This window comes from Caballeronia terrestris, assembly GCF_001544515.1.
Classification (GTDB): domain Bacteria; phylum Pseudomonadota; class Gammaproteobacteria; order Burkholderiales; family Burkholderiaceae; genus Caballeronia; species Caballeronia terrestris.
Genome location: NZ_FCOL02000039.1, coordinates 32,247 through 50,949 on the forward strand (window position 1 = coordinate 32,247; position 18,703 = coordinate 50,949).

17 protein-coding genes and 1 pseudogene are annotated in these 18,703 nt (G+C 65.8%); 12 read left to right on the top strand and 6 right to left on the bottom strand.

Annotated elements, in window-relative coordinates; translation table 11 throughout:
• Both AWB67_RS24855 and AWB67_RS24860 read right to left on the bottom strand, forming a co-directional pair.
• Entirely contained in the window at window positions 1-660 is a 660-nt protein-coding gene (locus AWB67_RS24855; protein WP_087658877.1) for a MarC family protein, read from the bottom strand.
• Between the two features lie 50 nt (window positions 661-710).
• Window positions 711-1,301, bottom strand: a complete 591-nt coding sequence (locus AWB67_RS24860; RefSeq protein ID WP_087658878.1) for a class I SAM-dependent methyltransferase — start codon at window positions 1,299-1,301, stop codon at window positions 711-713.
• Between the two features lie 119 nt (window positions 1,302-1,420).
• Between AWB67_RS24860 and AWB67_RS24865 the strand changes: the two genes are divergently transcribed.
• From AWB67_RS24865 to AWB67_RS24890, 6 genes and pseudogenes are all read left to right on the top strand, one after another.
• Entirely contained in the window at window positions 1,421-1,930 is a 510-nt protein-coding gene (locus AWB67_RS24865) for a MarR family winged helix-turn-helix transcriptional regulator (protein ID WP_087658895.1), read from the top strand.
• Window positions 1,927-4,182 carry an FUSC family protein gene (locus AWB67_RS24870; protein ID WP_087658879.1) on the top strand — a complete coding sequence of 752 codons (2,256 nt, stop codon included), beginning with the start codon at window positions 1,927-1,929 and terminating at the stop codon, window positions 4,180-4,182. Before AWB67_RS24865 ends, AWB67_RS24870 begins: the two co-directional genes overlap by 4 nt.
• Before the next feature lie 37 nt (window positions 4,183-4,219).
• Window positions 4,220-4,429, top strand: a complete 210-nt coding sequence (locus AWB67_RS24875; RefSeq protein WP_087658880.1) for a DUF1656 domain-containing protein — start codon at window positions 4,220-4,222, stop codon at window positions 4,427-4,429.
• Window positions 4,426-5,400: pseudogene (locus AWB67_RS24880) on the top strand (efflux RND transporter periplasmic adaptor subunit); the annotation flags it as partial. The gene AWB67_RS24875 and the pseudogene AWB67_RS24880, both read left to right, overlap by 4 nt.
• A gap of 287 nt (window positions 5,401-5,687) precedes the next feature.
• On the top strand, window positions 5,688-7,157 hold the full coding sequence (locus tag AWB67_RS24885) for an efflux transporter outer membrane subunit (protein ID WP_087658881.1): 1,470 nt from the start codon (window positions 5,688-5,690) through the stop codon (window positions 7,155-7,157).
• A gap of 159 nt (window positions 7,158-7,316) precedes the next feature.
• Window positions 7,317-7,595: a hypothetical protein gene (locus AWB67_RS24890; RefSeq protein WP_087658882.1), complete on the top strand. Its 279-nt coding sequence runs from the start codon at window positions 7,317-7,319 to the stop codon at window positions 7,593-7,595.
• A gap of 75 nt (window positions 7,596-7,670) precedes the next feature.
• Here AWB67_RS24890 and AWB67_RS24895 read toward each other — a convergent pair whose 3' ends face one another.
• Entirely contained in the window at window positions 7,671-9,080 is a 1,410-nt protein-coding gene (locus AWB67_RS24895) for a DUF1254 domain-containing protein (RefSeq protein ID WP_087658883.1), read from the bottom strand.
• Between the two features lie 118 nt (window positions 9,081-9,198).
• Window positions 9,199-10,005, bottom strand: a complete 807-nt coding sequence (locus AWB67_RS24900) for a helix-turn-helix domain-containing protein (protein ID WP_087658884.1) — start codon at window positions 10,003-10,005, stop codon at window positions 9,199-9,201.
• Between the two features lie 230 nt (window positions 10,006-10,235).
• Here AWB67_RS24900 and AWB67_RS24905 point away from each other — a divergent pair, with 230 nt between their 5' ends.
• The 6 genes from AWB67_RS24905 (at window position 10,236) to AWB67_RS24930 (ending at window position 17,470) form a co-directional block, all read left to right on the top strand.
• Window positions 10,236-10,865: a glutathione S-transferase family protein gene (locus AWB67_RS24905; protein ID WP_087658885.1), complete on the top strand. Its 630-nt coding sequence runs from the start codon at window positions 10,236-10,238 to the stop codon at window positions 10,863-10,865.
• A gap of 21 nt (window positions 10,866-10,886) precedes the next feature.
• Complete coding sequence (locus AWB67_RS24910) at window positions 10,887-11,522, top strand: glutathione S-transferase family protein (protein WP_087658886.1); 636 nt, start codon at window positions 10,887-10,889, stop codon at window positions 11,520-11,522.
• 98 nt (window positions 11,523-11,620) lie between these two features.
• A complete protein-coding gene (locus AWB67_RS24915; RefSeq protein ID WP_087658887.1) occupies window positions 11,621-13,285 on the top strand; it encodes an alpha-amylase family protein in 1,665 nt (554 codons plus the stop codon).
• Window positions 13,286-13,450: 165 nt separating this feature from the next.
• Window positions 13,451-14,884, top strand: a complete 1,434-nt coding sequence (locus AWB67_RS24920; protein WP_235025297.1) for a tetratricopeptide repeat protein — start codon at window positions 13,451-13,453, stop codon at window positions 14,882-14,884.
• Between the two features lie 135 nt (window positions 14,885-15,019).
• Window positions 15,020-16,663 carry an acyl-CoA synthetase gene (locus AWB67_RS24925; protein WP_087658888.1) on the top strand — a complete coding sequence of 548 codons (1,644 nt, stop codon included), beginning with the start codon at window positions 15,020-15,022 and terminating at the stop codon, window positions 16,661-16,663.
• A gap of 12 nt (window positions 16,664-16,675) precedes the next feature.
• Entirely contained in the window at window positions 16,676-17,470 is a 795-nt protein-coding gene (locus AWB67_RS24930) for an enoyl-CoA hydratase (RefSeq protein WP_087658889.1), read from the top strand.
• On the opposite strand, the gene AWB67_RS24935 is transcribed toward AWB67_RS24930, so the two are convergent.
• Window positions 17,471-18,484, bottom strand: coding sequence for an alcohol dehydrogenase (locus AWB67_RS24935; RefSeq protein WP_087658890.1), 1,014 nt, complete (start codon window positions 18,482-18,484; stop codon window positions 17,471-17,473).
• A gap of 66 nt (window positions 18,485-18,550) precedes the next feature.
• A partial coding sequence (locus AWB67_RS24940) for a DUF779 domain-containing protein (protein ID WP_125477660.1) occupies window positions 18,551-18,703 on the bottom strand: 153 nt, incomplete at its 5' end.

Here is an 18,703-nt window from a genome sequence, read left to right on the forward strand (position 1 = left end):
TCAGCTTTTGAAGTGCAACGAATCGAGCAATTCGGACAGTCCGAGCCAAAGAATCTGCACGCCGATGCAGAAGATCACGAAGGCGAAGAGCCGCATCGCGACCTGCGTGCCGACGGTGCCGAGCAGCCGTTCGAGGTGTCCCGAAAAGCGCACGCACACAAAGATGCTCGCGCACAGGATGACGAGCGCGACGCCTACGCCGATCAGATGCACGGGCAGCAGCCCCTCGCGCGGCGAGCCGGTCCCGAGGGCGATCGCCACGGCGATGGCGCCCGGCCCGACGGTGATCGGCAGCGTCAGCGGATAGAACGACTTCGCGCGTATCGATGCGCTGCGGTTCGGCGTGGGCGTCGGCTCGGCGTCCTGTTCGTCGGGCGCCTGGAGCAGGTTCCAGCCCGCCATCGCGATGACGATGCCGCCCGCGACGCGCAGCACCGGAATCGAAATCCCGAAGAACGACAGGACATAAGCGCCCACCGAGAGCGACGCGAGCAGGATCGCGAAACTGTTGATCGAGATGCGGCGCGCGATTTCGCTGCGCTCGGCTTCGGTCGCGTGCGGGACCATGCTCAGGACGATCAGCGCGGTGGCCGGCGGATTGATGATCGGAAAGAGTCCGGCGACGATCACGAGGACCGTCTTCGTGAATTCGTTGAGCATGCGGTTTTTCCTTGTTTTGCGTTTGTTCGACGCCCGTTGAGGCCCACGTATCAAGCCACCCGCACGATCATCCTCTGCACCCGCTTCCCCGACGACGCGCTCGTCTCGTCCTTATCGAACAAAACGACCGCGCCGGCCGGCAACGCGTCGAGCACGATCTGCTTGTCGAACGCGGCATACAGCCGTCCGGCCGAATCCCGCTGCGACGCTTGCTCCGTGACCCGCCAGCTCAGAAAAATCGTCCCGCCCGGCTTTAGCAGCGCGAGGAGATTCCGAACGGCCCAGCCAATCACTTCCGGCTCCAGATGCATGACAACCGTCTCGCAAAGCACATTCTCATACCTTCCCCGCTCGACGCCCTCCAACTCGGGCAGCGTGGCCAGTTCGAAAGAAAGTGATGGATACGCCCGCCGCGCCTCGTCGAGCAGACTTTCGGAAGCATCGAAACCGCGCGCATCGAAACCGTTCGCCGCGAGCCACGCCATATCGCGACCCGCTCCGCAGCCGATATCCGCCGTCGGCCCCGGACGGAAAAAGCGAGTCAACAGCGCGTACATGTCGTGCGGCGCGGGCTGCTCGCGCCATTGCCGGGCGTAGCCGGACGCATCGGCGCCATAAGCCTGAAGGGTGCGCGTATCCATCTCGTAATGTCCTTTCAAAACAAAACCGATACCGCCGACAAGCAATATAGCCGCGCCTCCCCGCCGACGCCCACATCGATAGCTTGCTAACGAATTTATCTCAAAATATAATGCGCGCCATGCAAAATTCCGACGCATTGCGCCTCGCCGTGAGCAGCACGCTCGTCATGGCGGCCCGTCAGTGGCGCCGCGCGAGCCACGGCCTGCTCGCCGCCTACAACGTCTCCGAGGCGTGCGCGGCGCCGCTTTTGATCGCCGGACGCCTCGGCGCGAGCGTGCGCCAAGTGACGCTCGCGGAGCACGTGGGGATCGAAGGGCCGTCGCTCGTGCGCCTGCTCGACCAGCTCTGCGCCGCCGGCCTGATGCGCCGCGACGAAGACCCCGACGACCGCCGCGCGAAAACGATCTCGCTCACCGACAAAGGCCGCGCGATCACCGCGACCATCGAAAAGGAACTGACCGGGCTGCGCGCCGAAGTCCTCGAAGGCGTGAGCCGCGCCGATCTCGAAGCGACGCTGCGCGTGCTGAACCTGTTCAACGCATCGAAACGCGTCGCGACACCCAAGCGCGCCGCCGCCGCCCGCGACGACAGCGCAGCCGCTTCCAAACGCCCGGGCACCGCACCATGACGCTCCCGTCCGCGCGCGACTGGCTGTTTTCGCTCAAGACGTTCACCGCAGCGATGCTGGCGCTCTACATCGCGCTGCGGCTCGAATTGCCACGTCCGTACTGGGCGATGGCGACGGTCTATATCGTGTCGAATCCGTTCGTGGGCGCGACGCGTTCGAAGGCGCTCTACCGCGCGCTCGGGACGATGCTCGGCGCGGCGGCGGCGGTGCTTTTCGTGCCGCCGTTTGTGGAATCGCCGTATATCTTCAGCTTCGTCGTCGCGATGTGGACGGGCACGCTGCTCTATCTCGCGATTTCCGACCGCACCGCGCGCAGCTACGTCTTCATGCTGGCGGGCTACACGCTGCCGCTGATCGCGCTGCCCGCCGTGACGAACCCGACCGGCGTCTTCGATCTCGCCATCACGCGGACCGAGGAGATCCTGCTCGGCATCGTGTGCGCGAGCGTCGTGGGCGGCGCGGTGTTTCCGAACCGGCTCGCGCCGTCGCTCGTCGAGCGCACCGACGCCTGGTTCCGCGACGCCGCGTTCTACGTGAAGGAGACGCTCTCCGGCCGCATCGCGGGACAGGCGATTTCGGCGAGCCGCCAGCGGCTGGCGACGATGGTCAATCAGCTCGAATTCCTGCTGAGCCAGCTCGCGTACGACCACACGCGCCCCGATATCCTCGTGCGCGCGCACGCCTTGCGCGGACGGATGCAGTTGCTGCTGCCGATCGTCTCCGCGCTCGCCGATCCGCTGATCGCGCTGCTCGGCGGCGCGCATGCGCGGCCGGCGGGGCTGGAGGCGCTGCTCGCGGACGTCGTTAGATGGTTCGACGCCCCGCTCTCCCAGGACGACGATGCCGGCGCCGACCGTCTGCGCGAACGTATCGCCGCGCTCGAACCGCAGGCGGCCGAACTCACGACGTGGGAAGGCGCGCTGCTTTCGAGTGCGCTCTGGCGGCTGCGGCAGGTGGTTGACGTGTGGCAGGACTGTCGCGCGTTGCGCTCGCTGATCGCGCGCGAGGCAGGCGTGTGGCGTCCGCGCTTTCGGCACTGGCGGCTCGGCGGCTCGGAGCGCTATTTCGATCGCGGCATGCTGCTGTTTTCGGCGGGATCGGCGGTGGCGGCGATTTTCGTCGCTTCGAGTGTGTGGATCAGCTCGGGCTGGCAGGACGGCGCGGCGGCGGTATCGCTCGCGGCGGTCGCATGCTGCTTTTTCGCCGCGCTCGACGAACCCGCGCCGCAGGTCTTCGCGTTCTTTGTTTGGACGTGCGCGAGCGTCGTGCTGGCGGGACTCTACCTCTTCGTGATCTTGCCGAACGTGCACGATTTCGCGATGCTCGTCGTTATGTTCGCGGTGCCGTTCATTATTGTCGGCACGCTGATTCCGCGCCCGCAGTTCAATCTCGCGACGATGCTCGTCGCTGTCAACACGGCGTCGTTCATCAGCATCCAGAGCGCGTACGAGGCCAATTTCCTGACGTTCCTGAACAGCAATCTCGCAGGGCCGGCGGGGCTGTTGTTCGCGTTCATCTGGACGCGCGTGACGCGTCCGTTCGGCGCCGAGCTCGCGGCCGCGCGGCTGATGCGATCGAGTTGGCAGGACGTGGCGCTCGCCACCGCGACGCCGCCCGGCGGCGATCAGCGCAACCTCGCCGCGCGCATGCTCGACCGGCTGATGCAGTTGATCCCGCGCCTCGCCGCCACCGACGACCATCGCCATCCGTCGATCGAGAGTTTTCGCGACTTGCGCGTCGCGTTCAATGCGCTCGATTTGTTGCGCGTGCGGCGGCGTGCGGGCGATGAGGTGGGGGCGTCGATCGATAGCGTGCTTTTCGGCGTGCGCGAGCATTACAACCGCTGCGCCGCGCGTCGAGCGCGGCAGCCGGTGCCGGAGAGTTTGCAAGCGGCGATCGATGCGGCGATGGCGCGGGTTTCGCGGGCGGAGGTGCGCGGGGAGACTGTGGCGCCATCACCGGACGAACCTCCAGCACCCGCAGCGCCTGCTCGACCTTCGGCGCCCTCCGTGCCTGCCGCGCCTGCCGAGCCTGCCGAGGCTGCCGCACCTGCCGAGCCTGCCGCACCTGCCGCGCCTGCCGCGCCTGCCGAGCCCGCCGCCCCTGCCGCACCTGCCGCACCTGCCGCACCCCCGCCCCTCCCCACCCGCTACCTCCGCGACGCACTCCACGCGCTCGTCGGCATGAGACTGTCGCTGTTCCCGCAACTGAGCGGCGTGTCCGGCCCCGGTCGTCCGGAGGCGCAGGCATGACCCGCTCGCGCAAAAGCCAAAGCACAAGGACCGCCCGATGATCGGCGAAATCGATATCTTCGGCGTCTTCGTGCCGGCCGTGCTCGTGCTGATGCTCGTCGCCTATCTGGTCAATCTCGCGATCCGCACGGTCCTCACGCGTACCGGCTTCTACCGCTTTGTCTGGCATCGCTCGATCTTCGATCTTGGCATTTACGTGCTCGTGCTCGGCGCTGTCGTCGTTCTTTCCCACCGGTTCATGACGTGAATAAAACCTGGCTCTCCGTTGGACGCATCCTTCTTACGCTCGTCGTCGTGGCGGCTGCGGCATTCGTGCTGTGGCGCCTCGTCGGCTATTACATGTTCGCGCCCTGGACGCGCGACGGCCACGTGCGCGCCGATGTCGTACAGGTCGCGCCGGACGTCGGCGGACTGATCGTGCAGGTCGATGTCGTCGATAACCAGGCGGTCACACGCGGCCAGACGCTCTTCGTGATCGATCAGGCGCGCTACGCGCTCGCGCTTCGTCAGGCGCAAGCGACCGCGCAGCAGCGTCGCGCGACGCTCGACCAGGCGCGCCGCGAGGACGCGCGCAACCGCACGCTCGGCGATCTCGTCGCGCGCGAGGCGACCGAGGAGACGCGCGCCCGCGTGCAGCAGGCGGAAGCGGCGCTCGCCGACGCGGAAGTCGCCATCGATACCGCGCGGCTGAACCTGCAGCGCACGACGATCGTGAGCCCCGTCGACGGCTATCTGAACGACCGCGCGCCGCGTGCCGGCGAATATGTGACGGCGAGCCGGCCGGTGTTGTCGGTGGTGGACATGCACTCGTTTCGCGTCGATGGCTACTTCGAGGAGACGAAGCTGCGCGGCATCGATATCGGGCAGCCGGTGGATATCGAGGTGCTGGGCGAGCCGGGCGTGCTGCGCGGGCACGTGCAGAGCATCGTCGCGGGGATCGAGGACCGTGACCGCACGCAGGGGTCGAACCTGCTGCCGAACGTGAATCCGGCGTTTAGCTGGGTGCGGCTGGCGCAGCGGATTCCGGTGCGCGTCGCGCTCGATGAGGTGCCGGCGGATTTCAGGATGATCGCGGGACGGACGGCGACTGTGTCGGTGCGGGGACTTGCGCCTTCGTTGAGCGGCGGGCGGGGTGCTTCGGCGGTCGTGGTGGCGAGTTCCGCTAGTTCTGTCGGGTCGGCGGGTTCTGCTGGTTCTGCTGGTTCTGCTGGTTCTGCTGGTTCTGCTGGTTCTGCTGGTTCTGCTGGTTCTGCGGGTTCTGCGGGTTCTGCGGGTTCTGCGGGTTCTGCGGGTTCTGCGGGTTCTGCGGGTTCTGCGGGATCGGCTGGCCCGTCCGGCTCAGTGGGTTCACCGGGTCCGGGTGGCTCGACGGGCTCAACGGGTTCGGCTGGCTCGGCAAGTTCGGCAAGTTCGACCGGCTCGACGGCTTCGCCAAGCCCATCGGCTCCGGCCAGCGCATCGGCCGCCCACGCCACCTCAGCCCAACCCTCCCCGGATCTCAAGCGATGAACGCCCCGCGCGCCCTCGCCCTCCTGCCGCTGGTGTGCGCGCTCGCCGCGTGCATCACGGTTGGCCCGGACTACAAGCTGCCGCCGGACGCAGCGATCAACGCGCCGCTCGCCAACGCCCCGCTCGACGGCGCCGGCAACAAGGTCGTCGCCCAGCAGCAAGCCGTCCCGCCAATCTGGTGGCGCCTCTACGACGACCCCGTCCTCGACAGCCTCGTCCAGCAGGCGATGCAATCCAACACCGATTTACGCGTCGCAGCGGCGAACCTCGCGCGCTCCCGCGAGGCGCTCGGCGTCGCAGAAGCCCAGGGCGGCTTCTCCGGCAGCGCGTCGGCGGCCGTCAAGCGGGCGCAGGAATCGGGCGAGCAATTCCTGATCTTCGAAAAGCTGCCGGTCGCGAACGAAGGCGACATCGGCATCAGCGTGGCGTACGAAATCGACCTCTTCGGCACGTTGCGGCGCGGCGTCGAGGCAGCCGAGGCGGACCACGAGGCCGTGCAGGCCGCCGCCGACCTCGCGCGCATCACCGTGGTCGCGGACGTCGTGCGCGCCTATGTCGAAAACTGCTCGGCCGCCGAGGAACTGGCGATCGCGCAGCAATCGCTCGACTTGCAGAAAAAGCGCGTCGCGCTCACGCGCCGCCTGCGCGACGCAGGCCGCGGCAACACGCCCGACGTGACGCGCGGCCAGACGCAGGTCGAGACGCTCAACGCCGACATCCCACGCTACCGGGCGCGCCGCCGCATCGCGCAATACCGGCTCGCGATGCTGCTCGCCCGCGCACCCGCCGACCTGCCACCGGCCGTGCTTGCGTGCCACGAGACGCCGCGCATCAAGAACGCGCTCCCCGTCGGCGACGGAGCCGCGCTCCTCAAGCGCCGTCCCGACGTGCGCGAAGCCGAGCGGCGCCTTGCGGCATCGACGGCGCGCATCGGCGTCGCGACCGGCGCGCTCTATCCGACGGTCGCGATCGGCGCGTCGGCGGGCCTGACCGGCCTGGCGGGCGACCTCGGCAAGCCGGAGACGCAGCGCTGGGGCTTCGGCCCGCTGATCAGCTGGCAGTTTCCCGCGAACGGCGCGCGCGGCCGCGTGCGCGAGGCTCGCGCGGGTGCCGACGTGGCGCTCGCCCGCTTCGACGGCGTCGTGCTCAACGCGTTGCGCGAGGCGCAGAGCAGCCTCGCGACCTACGCCGCCGACTACGAGCGGATGGAGTCGCTGCGCGCAGCGCAGAAGTCGGCAGTGCAGTCGGCGAACGAGACGCATCGCTTCTACATCGCCGGGCGCGAGTCGTTCATCGCCGATCTCGACGCCACCCGCACGCTGACGTCGACCAACGCGCAGCTCGCCGCGGCCGAAGGACAAGTGGCGCTCGATCAGGTCAACCTGTTCCGCGCGCTCGGCGGCGGCTGGGAAACGCCGACGGCCTCGGCGGCATCGAAAGAATCCCCCGCCGTCGCGCGCAAATAATTTGTCAACGTTTGTGTATAGTCACGCGTTGTTAGAGCGTCGTGTAAGCGGAGTGAAATAGCGCGCGAAGCGTGCACCACAAAGCTGCAGGGCACTTGAGCGTCCCTTTCGAAAGTAACGTTTCCACAGCCCTACACCGCTTGATAAAAGGAGTTTCGAATGAAACGAACAAAGAGCATCGCAGTAGTTGGCGCGTTGGCATTTGCACTCTCGGCGCCGGTTTTTGCACAAGGCGGCGGTTCGAACAGCGAAGGCGGCAAGCCGTCCGGTCCGGATTCGGGCCTCGCGGCATCGGCACCGCATCACGCGAAGCACAAGGAAAAGGGCACGGGCGGCACGACGCTGCATCAGGAAAACAAGGCGAACAAACTGAAGGGCGCATCGGCGGCGAAGGCAGCCTCCGCGCTCGGCACCAATGACAAGGGCGCACCGCAGTAAGTTTTCGATCCTTGCAAAAAAACCGGCCGTTCGATTTCTCGAACGGCCGGTTTTTATTGGGCGTCCGCTTTGGCCTCAACGCACGCGCTGTATCGATGGCGACTTCCACCGGTCGTTCAGCAGTTCCGGCTTTGGCCAGTAATAACGCATCGTCACCATGAACGACCCGTTCGGCGCCGGCAGCCAGTTCGCTTCCTTCGCCTTGCCCGGCGACGTACTCTGCACATACACCGTCAGCCCGCCGTCCTTGTCCTTCTTGAGATTCGCCAGCATCGGCGAGTTGATCAGGTAGCGGTTCATCGGGTTCTTCACGAGCAATTGACTCGGCAGGGCGTACATCGTCATTGACCAGAACGCGTTCACCGGCGGCAGCTTGCCCTTCGCGAACCTCAGGACGTAGCGGTGCTTGCTGCCGTCGAGCGGCTCGCCCGACGCATCCTTCTCCAGCACCGGATACAGCGCCTCCTCGCGCGAATTCGCCCCGATGCCCACCTGCGTCCCCGTCGCGCGCGCGACGTAGTCGTTCTTCAGATACTCGCGTGTCCCGAAAAGCGTGTCGGTCTTGCCGTTGAGCGTGGCGCGCTTCGCATCGATCGCCTTTTGCCCGTCTTCCATGCCGCCGCGAAACGCGGCCTTCTGCTCGTCCGACAGCGCGCCCGGATCGAAGTGCCTGCCCGGCACGATGCCAATCTGCTCGAAGCGGCGCCGCAAGTCGGCTTCGGCCGGGTTGACGGGCGCGAACTGCAGCAGGAACGCGAGGCGATCGAAGAATTCGAGCGACGTCCGCGCGCTGGCGGGCGCGAGCGGCGCCGGCCACTGCACGTCGGGCGCGGCAGGTGGCGGCGTGCTCGACGTGAACGCGGAAAGCGTCTGCACCTTGTAGCCGGACTGGATGCGCTTGACGTTGTCGAGATCGGCGGGATTGAAAAGCTGCGTGCGCCCGACGACGTTCACCAGTTGCGTCTCCGTGCGAATCACCTGCGTGATGCCGGGCGGCATCGTGCCGTTCCAGCCCGGCCCGGCAATCAGGTAGTTGCCGCCGCGGTTGCCCGTCGTACGCGTGCCGATGTAGGCAAAATTGAACGTGTACAGGTCCATCAACTGGAAGACGAAGTAGCGCTTCGGCTCCATCGGCGGGATCGTGATGACGACGGGTTCCGCCCGCAGATCGAGGCCCGCGAACGAGTACGGCGTGTCGGAGTTGGGCGTGACGAAGGCAGTGTCGTCGGGGGTGAAGACGCGCGAGATGTTGAGGATCGTGTTGAACGGGCCGCGGTATTGCGGGCCGCTCTTGTCGAGGGAATACGCGTAGATGACGGCGTAATCGTCGACCATCGGCGTGCCGTAGATGTACGCGTCCTTCGCGATCGAGCGGATGTCGGCGGCGTTTGCCGTGACGGGCGGGCTTTTCGGCGCCGTGCGGCAGGCGGAAAGGGCGAACGCGACGCCCAGAAGCGCCACGAAACATGCTCGTTTGATGGACATTGCGCGTCTCTCTGATAGCCGCGCGGACGCTCGCGCGGCGTGGATGGGATCGAGCTTCCCTTCTTAGATATCAGATCGGCCGCGCTATGGGTAGGCGCCTTTCAGCAGACGAATCCGCTCACGTCGATCCCGCCATCGAAGGCGACGTCCGCGCGCCCGCCTGATACGCGCTTGGGCAAACGCCGAACTGCCGCCGAAAAATGCGGGTGAAGTACGAAAGGTCGTTGAAGCCGACCGAATACGCCACTTCCTTTACGAGTGCCCCAGGATGCGCAAGCCGCTCGCACGCGCGCTCCATCCGAAATCCCAGCAGATACTGGCCGAAGCTCACGCCGTGTTCCTGCCGAAACGTGCGGCAAAACTGCGACGGACTCAACTGGCAGATCGCCGCGACATGATCGAGCGCGATCCGGCCGTCGAAATTCGCGCGGACGTAAGCGATCGCGGGCTGCGTCTTCTGCCGCTCGCGTGGTTCGAAGGCAGGCAGCGGCACGCTGCGCTCGGCGGCGCGCGACGGCGTGTCGCTCGCGCGCGTCAGCGCCGCGAGCGCCAGGATGCTGCGGCACAGTTCGCGCAGCGGCACAGGCTTGATCAGCAGGTCCCAGACGCGCAGGCGCAGCGCCCACATCGCGATCGCCATCGAATTGCGCCCCGCGATCACGAGCACGGGCAGCGCCGGATAGTCGCGACGCACGCGGGTGAGTGCGTCGATGCCCTGCGCGTTCGGCTCGTCGAATTCGAAGCACACGAAGGCGGGTGTGCGGCACCGGATGGTATCGGCGACGCGCGCGGGCTCGTCGACGCGATGGATGTCGAACGCTCCGTCGAGCGATTCCGCAAGCGATGCCTGCGCGTTGGCCGTCAAATCTACCCACACGAAACGATAGTACGGTGATGCACTTGCTGGATCGAATGAATGTGACATGGATGGTTCGCTCCTTGTCGCCACAAGCCTTCGGCCCGGTCACGATGTTCCGTGTATCGCGGTGGCTTCGTGGGATGCGTCCAATGTCGTTCATCCTGAAAATTCGGAATACCCTGATTGCGCGGGGGACGGTGCCCCCGCTTGCGGGGTCATACGCCAAGCGCGCGCCGCGCACTTTGTGTATCGTCTGCGTGTTCCGCGAGAGGCGGTTTTCTACGAGAGTGCATGCGATGCTGACAATCTGGGGCCGGGCGAACTCGGTCAATGTGCAGAAGGTGCTGTGGTGCTGCGAAGAACTGGGATTGCCGTTCAAGCGTATCGACGCTGGCATGCAGTTCGGCCGCAACGACCAGCCCGACTACCTCGCGATGAACCCGACCGGGCGCATCCCGACGCTCGTCGACGGCGATTTCGTGCTGTGGGAATCGAATTCGATCATCCGATATCTTGCGCTGCAATATGGATCGGAGAGCACACTCTATCCCGCCGATCCGAAGCTGCGCGCGAGTGTCGACCGCTGGCTCGACTGGACGATCACGACGCTGCAGCCGGCCGAGCGCCCGGTGTTCTGGGGCTACGTGCGCACGCCGGCGCCACAACGCGATACCGCACGCCTCGCCGCCGATAGCGCCGTCGTCGCGAACCTCTGGCGCATCATCGATACGCAACTGCAAGGCCGCGACCATCTCGAAGGCGACAGCTTCACACTCGCCGATCTCGTGCTCGGCGCGTATGCACGGCGCTGGTACGGCCTCGACGAATTGCACGACCGGCCACGGCTCGCGAACCTCGAACGCTGGTACGCGCGCATCGGCGAACGCAAGGGCTTCCTGCAATACATCGCCGCGCCGCTCAGCTGAATTCCACGATAAATCGCTCCCATGACCATCACCCTGCACACCTGGAACACGCCGAACGGCCGCAAGATCAGCGTCGCGCTCGAAGAAATGGAACTGCCTTACACCGTGAAAACGGTCAACATTTCGAAGGGCGAGCAGCACGCCGCCGACTTCCTGCGCATCAGCCCGAACAACCGCATCCCGGCGATCGTCGATCCGGACGGCCCCGGCGGCCAGCCGATCAGCGTCTTCGAATCGGGCGCGATCCTGCTTTATCTCGGCGAGAAAACGGGCAAATTCCTTCCGGCGAGCCTGCGCGACCGCGTGCCCGTCCTCGAATGGCTGATGTGGCAGATGGGCGGCTTCGGCCCGATGCCGGGACAAGTTCACCACTTCCGCCTGGTCGAGTCGGAGAGTGACCGGCGTTATGGCCTGAAGCGCTATTCGGATGAGACGCGCCGCCTCTACGGCGTGCTCGACCGGCGCCTCGGAGAAGTGGAATACGTGGCGGGCGATCTCTCGGTGGCGGATTTCGCGATTCTTGGCTGGGCGTGGCGACACGAGCGCCATCAAGTCTCCCTCGATGATTTCCCCAACGTGAAGCGCTGGTACGAAGCCCTTCTCGCGCGACCGGCCGTGCAGCGCGGCTTCGCTGCGAAACTCGACGACGCGGCCTGATCTCGGCCGTTGCGGCGGCAGCTACACTTGACGTGTCCCCGCGCTGCCTGTCGGCGCGGCCGTCCTTGCAAGCGCAACCGGGCGTTCGCTCTCGGCACATGGTCAACGACCTCTGGTACAAGAATGCGATCGTGTATTGCCTGTCTGTCGGCACCTTCATGGATGCGAACGGCGACGGCATCGGCGATTTTCAGGGCCTGGTGCGACGGCTCGATTACCTGCAAGGGCTCGGCATCACCACGATCTGGCTGATGCCGTTCCAGCCTTCCCCCTGCCGCGACAACGGCTACGACATCTCCGATTACTACAGCGTCGATCCCCGCTACGGCACGCTCGGCGACTTCACCGAATTCACGCATGCATGCCGCCAGCGCGGCCTGCGCGTGATGATCGATCTGGTCGTGAATCACACGTCGGATCAGCATCCGTGGTTCAAGGAAGCGCGGCGCGACCCGGAGTCGAAATATCGCGAATGGTACGTGTGGTCGAAGAAAAAACCCGCCAACGCGAAGGACGGCGTGGTTTTCCCCGGCGTGCAGAAATCGACGTGGACCTACGACAAGGAAGCACGGATGTGGTACTTCCACCGCTTCTACGACTTCCAGCCGGACCTCAATACCGCGAATCCGTACGTGCAGGCCGAGTTGCTCAAGATCATGGGCTTCTGGATCCAGCTTGGCGTCTCGGGGTTTCGCATGGACGCGGTGCCGTTCGTCATCGCGACCAAGGGCGCCGACGTCAAGAAGCCCGTCGAGCAGTACGACATGCTGCGCATGTTCCGCGAGTTCCTGCAGTGGCGCGAGGGCGAGGCGATCATCCTCGCCGAGGCGAACGTCTTGCCGCACACCGACATGAAGTACTTCGGCGAAGCGGGCGAGCGGCTGCAGATGATGTTCAACTTCCAGGTCAACCAGAACACGTTCTACGCGCTCGCGAGCGCCGATACCGGGCCGCTCAAGGACGCGCTCCTCGCCACGAAATCGCGCGCGGCGACCGCGCAGTGGGGCGTGTTCCTGCGCAATCACGACGAACTCGACCTCGGGCGGCTCTCGCCTACGCAGCGCGAAGCGGTCTTCGCCGCGTTCGGCCCCGAGCCCGGCATGCAGCTCTACGAGCGCGGCATCCGCCGCCGTCTCGCGCCGATGCTCGACGGCGACCGGCATCGGCTGGAACACGCTTACAGCCTGATGCTGACACTGCCGGGCACGCCCGTCGTGCGCTACGGCGACGAAATCGGCATGGGCGACGATCTGCGTTTGCCCGAACGCGAATGCGCGCGCACGCCGATGCAATGGTCGACCGAACCGCAAGGCGGCTTTACGAAGAGCGCGCGGCCGGTGTCGCGCGTGATATCGGGCGGGCCGTACGGATTTGAGCGCGTCAATGTTGCGAGCCAGCGGCGCGATCCGAACTCGTTCCTGAACTGGATGGAGCGCATGATCCGCATGCGCAAGGAAGTGCCCGAAATAAGCTGGGGCGATTTCGCGATCCTGCGCGTCTCGCGCGAGGACGTGCTCGCGCTGCGTTACGACTGGCGCAACAACTCGGTCGTGTGCCTGCACAACTTCAGCTCGGCGGCGTGCACGGTGAAGTTCCGCGTCGGCGCGTCGGCGGGGGATTCGAGCGCGCTCGTCAACCTGCTCTCCGACGATCACAGCCACGCCGACTCCGGCGGACGCCACACAGTGGTGCTCGAACCGTACGGGTATCGGTGGTACCGGGTGGGCGGGCTCGACTATTTGCTCAAGCGCAGCGAAGTTTGATTATTGCAGACACTTCGCTCTAAATCTGTTGGCTCTACAGCAACATATACGGCTTTTCATAAGCACATAAAATCGCTGAAATGGCCACCCGATAAGGCCCCGCCAAGTTTGGCACGCTAGATGCAATGGATGTTTGTTGCCAACATCGGCCAAGCGAGGTGTGTCGTGTCCAGCATCGAACAGCAAGCAGGCGGAAGCGCTCCGCTGCGTTTCAAGGTGACTCCCGGCGCGATCTGGCTGTGCGTGCGCGCCGCCGGTCCGGTCGTCGCGCGCTGGCTCCCGCTCGGACTGCGCGCAACGAAATGGCTCGCCGCCTCCCCCGCCGACTGGTCAGGCTGGCTCTTCCATTGGGCCTGCATCGCGTTCGGCATCCCGTTCTGCTACATGGTCGCGACCGCCGTCCTGACGCCGCAGCTCTTCATCCCGCCCATCGACGCGCCGCAATCGCTCGTCAAGCGCGGCTACAGCGCGCCGTTCCTCGCGCAGCGCATCACGTCGAGCATGGACGAGATCGGCCGCCAGGCGACGGTATCGATCCCGCACGAAGTCATTACCGGCAACGACGAGCAGCCCGAGATCCAGGTGCCGGGACAGGAGCTGTCGTATACATCGACGGTGTATTTCCTGAAGAAGGTCGTGAAGCGGCCGGACGTCGCCGTGCACGTCGGGATCACGGAGCAAGGCGATTCGTATGTCGCGCATGTACAGGTCGAAGGCGGCGCGTTTCACAATCGCCAGGGCACGGTCAAGGCGGCATCGCGCGACGACATCGACACGTTCATCCGCGACATCGGCACCGAAGCGATGCGTCTCGCCGAGCCGAACATGCTCGCGAGCTATCTGTTCTCGTCGGTCGAGAAAGGCGGCTGCGATCGCGACAAATGCGACTTCCGGCAAGTCGAAAGCATCTACGACGACGTCCTCAAGCTGCCCGTGCCCGAACAGGCCGAGTGGGCGCTCGCGGGCAAGGGTCTGATCCTTCTGACGAAAGGCTACTGGAAGTCCGCCGAGGAGCAAAGCCGCCAGGCCCTCGCGATGCACGCGCATTCCGCCGTGCTGCGCGCGAACCTCGCGGTGGCGCTCGAGCAGCAGCAAAAGCACGACGAGGCGCTGAAGGAGTATCGCGCGAGCGCAACGTCCAAGTCGCGCACGGCGGAAACGCTGCGTCTCTGGGGCGATGCGCTCCTGCACGCGAACCGTCCGGACGAGGCCCTGAAGCGTTTCGCCGAAGCGGCGCGCATGCGGCCGGATTTCACCGACAACCTGCACGACTGGGGCGAAGCGCTCGTTCAACTCGGCCGCTATGACGAAGCGATCGAGAAGCTCTCGCGCGCGGCGGCGCTCAATCCGGAGTTGGCGCCGTCGTATATCGAGTGGGGTCGCGCGCTCGAAGGCAAGGGTGATCTGCGCGGGGCGGCGTACAAGTACGCGCAGGCCGCCGATCTCGATCCGCACAATCAGTCGGCGCGCGATTCGCTTGCTGCGGTGCGGGCGAAGGAAGCGGGCGATGCGGGCAAGGCGACCGTGCGGGCGCGGCCGGCTCCGCTGCCGCAGGAGGGGATCATCAGCGTGAGCGCCGTTTCGGCTGATCTCGAGTAAGCCGGCAACGTTCGTTTAAAAGGCCGCTGCGGAGCGATCCGCAGCGGCCTTTTTGCGCCCGGGTCAAAGCGCGCCGCTGTCAACCACGCGTAGTATTGAGCGAATCTTCCAAAACACAAAAGATGGGGACGCGACATGAACACCGGCATGTATGAAGAAGGACTCGACAAGACCGCCGCGAACTTCGCGGTCCTGACGCCGCTCACGTTCATCGAGCGCGCGGCGTCCGTGTATCCGCAGCGGCCCGCCATCGCGCACGGCGCCGTGCGCCGCACCTGGGCCGAAACCTACGCGCGCACGCGGCGCCTCGCGTCGGCCTTGAAAGCGCGCGGCATAGGCGAGGGCGACACCGTCGCCGCGATGCTGCCGAACATCCCTGAAATGGTCGAGGCGCACTTCGGCGTGCCGATGCTGGGTGCCGTCCTCAACACGCTCAACACGCGGCTCGACGCGAACACGCTCGCGTTCATGCTCAATCACGGCGAAGCAAAGGCCGTGCTGGTCGATCGCGAATTCTCCGGCGTGATGCGCGAGGCGCTGGCACAGGCCGATCACCCGATCCTCGTGATCGATATCGACGACAGCGAGTACACCGGCCCCGGCGAGCGCATCGGCGAAATCGACTACGAGAGCCTGCTCGCGAGCGGCGATCCGGAATTCGCGTGGTCGCCGCCATCGGACGAGTGGAACGCGATCTGCCTGAATTACACCTCGGGGACGACGGGCAATCCGAAGGGCGTCGTCTATCACCATCGCGGTGCGTATACGAACGCGGTCAGCAACATCCTCGAATGGGACATGCCCAAGCACGCTGTCTATCTGTGGACGCTGCCGATGTTCCACTGCAACGGCTGGTGCTTTCCGTGGACCGTCGCGGCGCGCGCGGGCGTGAACGTGTGTCTGCGGCGCGTCGACGCGAAGACTATCTTCGATCTGATCCGCAGCGAAGGCGTCACGCATTATTGCGGCGCGCCGATCGTGCAGAACCTGCTCGTCAACGCGCCCGAGGAGATCAAGCAAGGCATCACGCAGCGCGTGCACGCGATGGTCGCCGGCGCCGCGCCGCCTGCCGCGATGATCGAAGGGATGGAGCGGCTCGGATTCGAGCTGACGCACGTCTACGGGCTGACCGAGGTGTACGGCCCGGCGGCCGTGTGCGCGCAGCAGGCCGAGTGGAGCACGCTCGACATCGGCGAGCGCGCGCGGCTGAATGCGCGGCAGGGCGTGCGCTATCACCTGCAGGACGCGGTCCGCGTGCTCGATCCGCTGACGATGGAACCCGTCCCCGCCGATGGCGAGACGATCGGCGAGATCATGTTTCGCGGCAACATCACGATGAAGGGCTATCTGAAGAACGCGGCGGCCACGCAAGAGGCGTTTCGCGGCGGCTGGTTCCATACGGGCGATCTCGCGGTCGCCTACCCCGACGGCTACGTGCGCATCAAGGACCGCAGCAAGGACATCATCATCTCGGGCGGCGAGAACATTTCGAGCATCGAAGTGGAGGACGTGCTGTACCGGCATCCGGCGGTGCTGGCGGTGGCCGTCGTCGCGAAGCCCGACGCGCGCTGGGGCGAGACGCCCTGCGCCTTCGTCGAGCTGAAAGCGGGCGCCACGGTAAGCGCCGCCGATCTCATCGCGCATTGCAAGAACCATCTGGCGGGCTTCAAGGTGCCGCGCGCGATCGAGTTCTGCGAGTTGCCGAAGACATCGACGGGCAAGATCCAGAAGTTCGAGTTGCGCAAGCGCGCGGGGTCGGTGACGGCCATCGACGTCTGACGGAGCGGCCGCATGAACGAAGCAATTTTGCTCACCGAGCGCGACGCGTACGGCCTGCCCGGCGTCGTGCGTCTCACGATGAACCGTCCCGCCGCGTTCAACGCGCTATCCGAAGCCATGCTCGACGCGTTGCAGCGCAGTCTCGATGAGATCGCTTCGTCGGAGGCGCGCGTCGTCGTGATCGCGGGTGCGGGGCGGGCGTTTTGCGCGGGGCACGACCTGAAGGAGATGCGCGCGGAGCCGTCGCTCGATTATTACCGCGCGCTCTTCGCGCGCTGCTCGCGGATGATGCTCACGATCCAGCGCATGCCGCAGCCGGTGATCGCGCGTGTACACGGCATAGCGACGGCGGCGGGCTGTCAGCTCGTCGCGATGTGCGATCTCGCCGTGGCCGCGAGCGACGCGCGTTTCGCCGTATCGGGCGTGAACTTCGGCCTCTTTTGTGCGACGCCGAGCGTGCCGCTCACGCGCAACGTGTCGCGCAAGGCAGCGTTCGAAATGCTCGTGACCGGCGATTTCATCGATGCGTCGACTGCGCGCGAGCGCGGCCTCGTCAATCGCGTCGCGGCGCCCGATCAACTCGACGATGCCACGCGTGCGCTCGCGGCAAGCATCTGCGAGAAGCCGCGCGCGGCCATCGCGGCGGGCAAGGGAGTGTTCTACCGGCAACTGGAAACAGGCATGGAAGCCGCGTATCAGCTCGCCGGCGACACGATGGCGTGCAACATGATGGAGGACGCCGCGCTCGAAGGCACGCAGGCGTTCATCGAGAAGCGCGCGCCACGGTGGCGCGACGGCAAGCCGTAGTCAGGTTTTCAGCACGACTCGAAAGCGCGCGGCGCCGCTCATCATGCGGTCGTAGGCTTCGGCCGCTTGCGCGAGCGGGAATTCCTCGATCATCGGCTTGATGCCCGAGAGCGCGCTGAACGCGAGCGTGTCCTCCGAATCCGCCGACGTGCCCGACGGCCAGCCCTGCACCGAGTGGCGCCCCATGATGAACTGCGCGATCGGCACCTCGACAGGCTCTTGCGAAATCCCGACCATGATCAGCTTGCCGTTGAGGCCGAGGCCGCCGAGCGTCGCGCTCATCGCCTTGCCGCTCGTCGCGGTCGCGAGGATCACTTTCGCGCCGCCGAGCGCGGTCAGCGCTTCCGCGACGTTCTCGGAGCTGCTGTCGATATAGCGGTGCGCGCCGAGTTCCTTCGCGAGCGGCTCCTTGTCCTTGCCGCGCGCGATCGCCACGGTGTGAAAGCCCATCTTCTTCGCGAACTGCACGCCGAGGTGCCCGAGCCCGCCGATGCCAAGAATCGCGACAACGTCGCCCGCGCGCGCGCCGCTGTTGCGCAGTGCGTTGAAGGTGGTGATGCCGGCGCAGAGAAGCGGGGCGGCATCGACGTCCGAGAGATCGTCGGGGATGCGCGCGAGCGCTTGCACGGGCGCGGCCATGTATTCCGCGTAACCGCCGTCGTAGCTGATGCCCGGCACGAGCGCGGTCTTGCAAAGCACGAAGTCGCCTCGCCGACAATGCTCGCAATGGCCGCAGTGTCCGCCATGCCAGCCGACGCCCACGCGCTGCCCGACCTTCCACTCTTCGACGTCAGGTCCGATCGCATCGATGACGCCCGCGATCTCGTGTCCCGGCACGCGCGGAAATTGCAGGCCAGGCCACTGGCCTTCCTTCGTCAGTGAATCGCTGTGGCAGATACCGCACGCCTGCACCTTGATGAGGACGTGTCCGGGGCCTGGCTCGGGCACGTCCTTTTCGACGACTTCCAGCGGGCCGCCGGCCTCGCTCACTTGCACCGCCTTCATCTTTCTCATCGCTTGTCTCCGAGTGATAGATGCGTTTTGCAATCTACCACTACGGAAATTTTCAGGCAGCGACCGCTACGCGTGCTCGACGGGATGCTGTTCGAGCCATGCCCATTCGGTGTCGTCGAAAAGACGCGAGCGCGTCAGAAATCGCAGACCTGTGGGCCGCTCCAGCGAAAACATGCCGCCATTGCCCTTCACGCAATCGATGATCAACTGCGTGTGCTC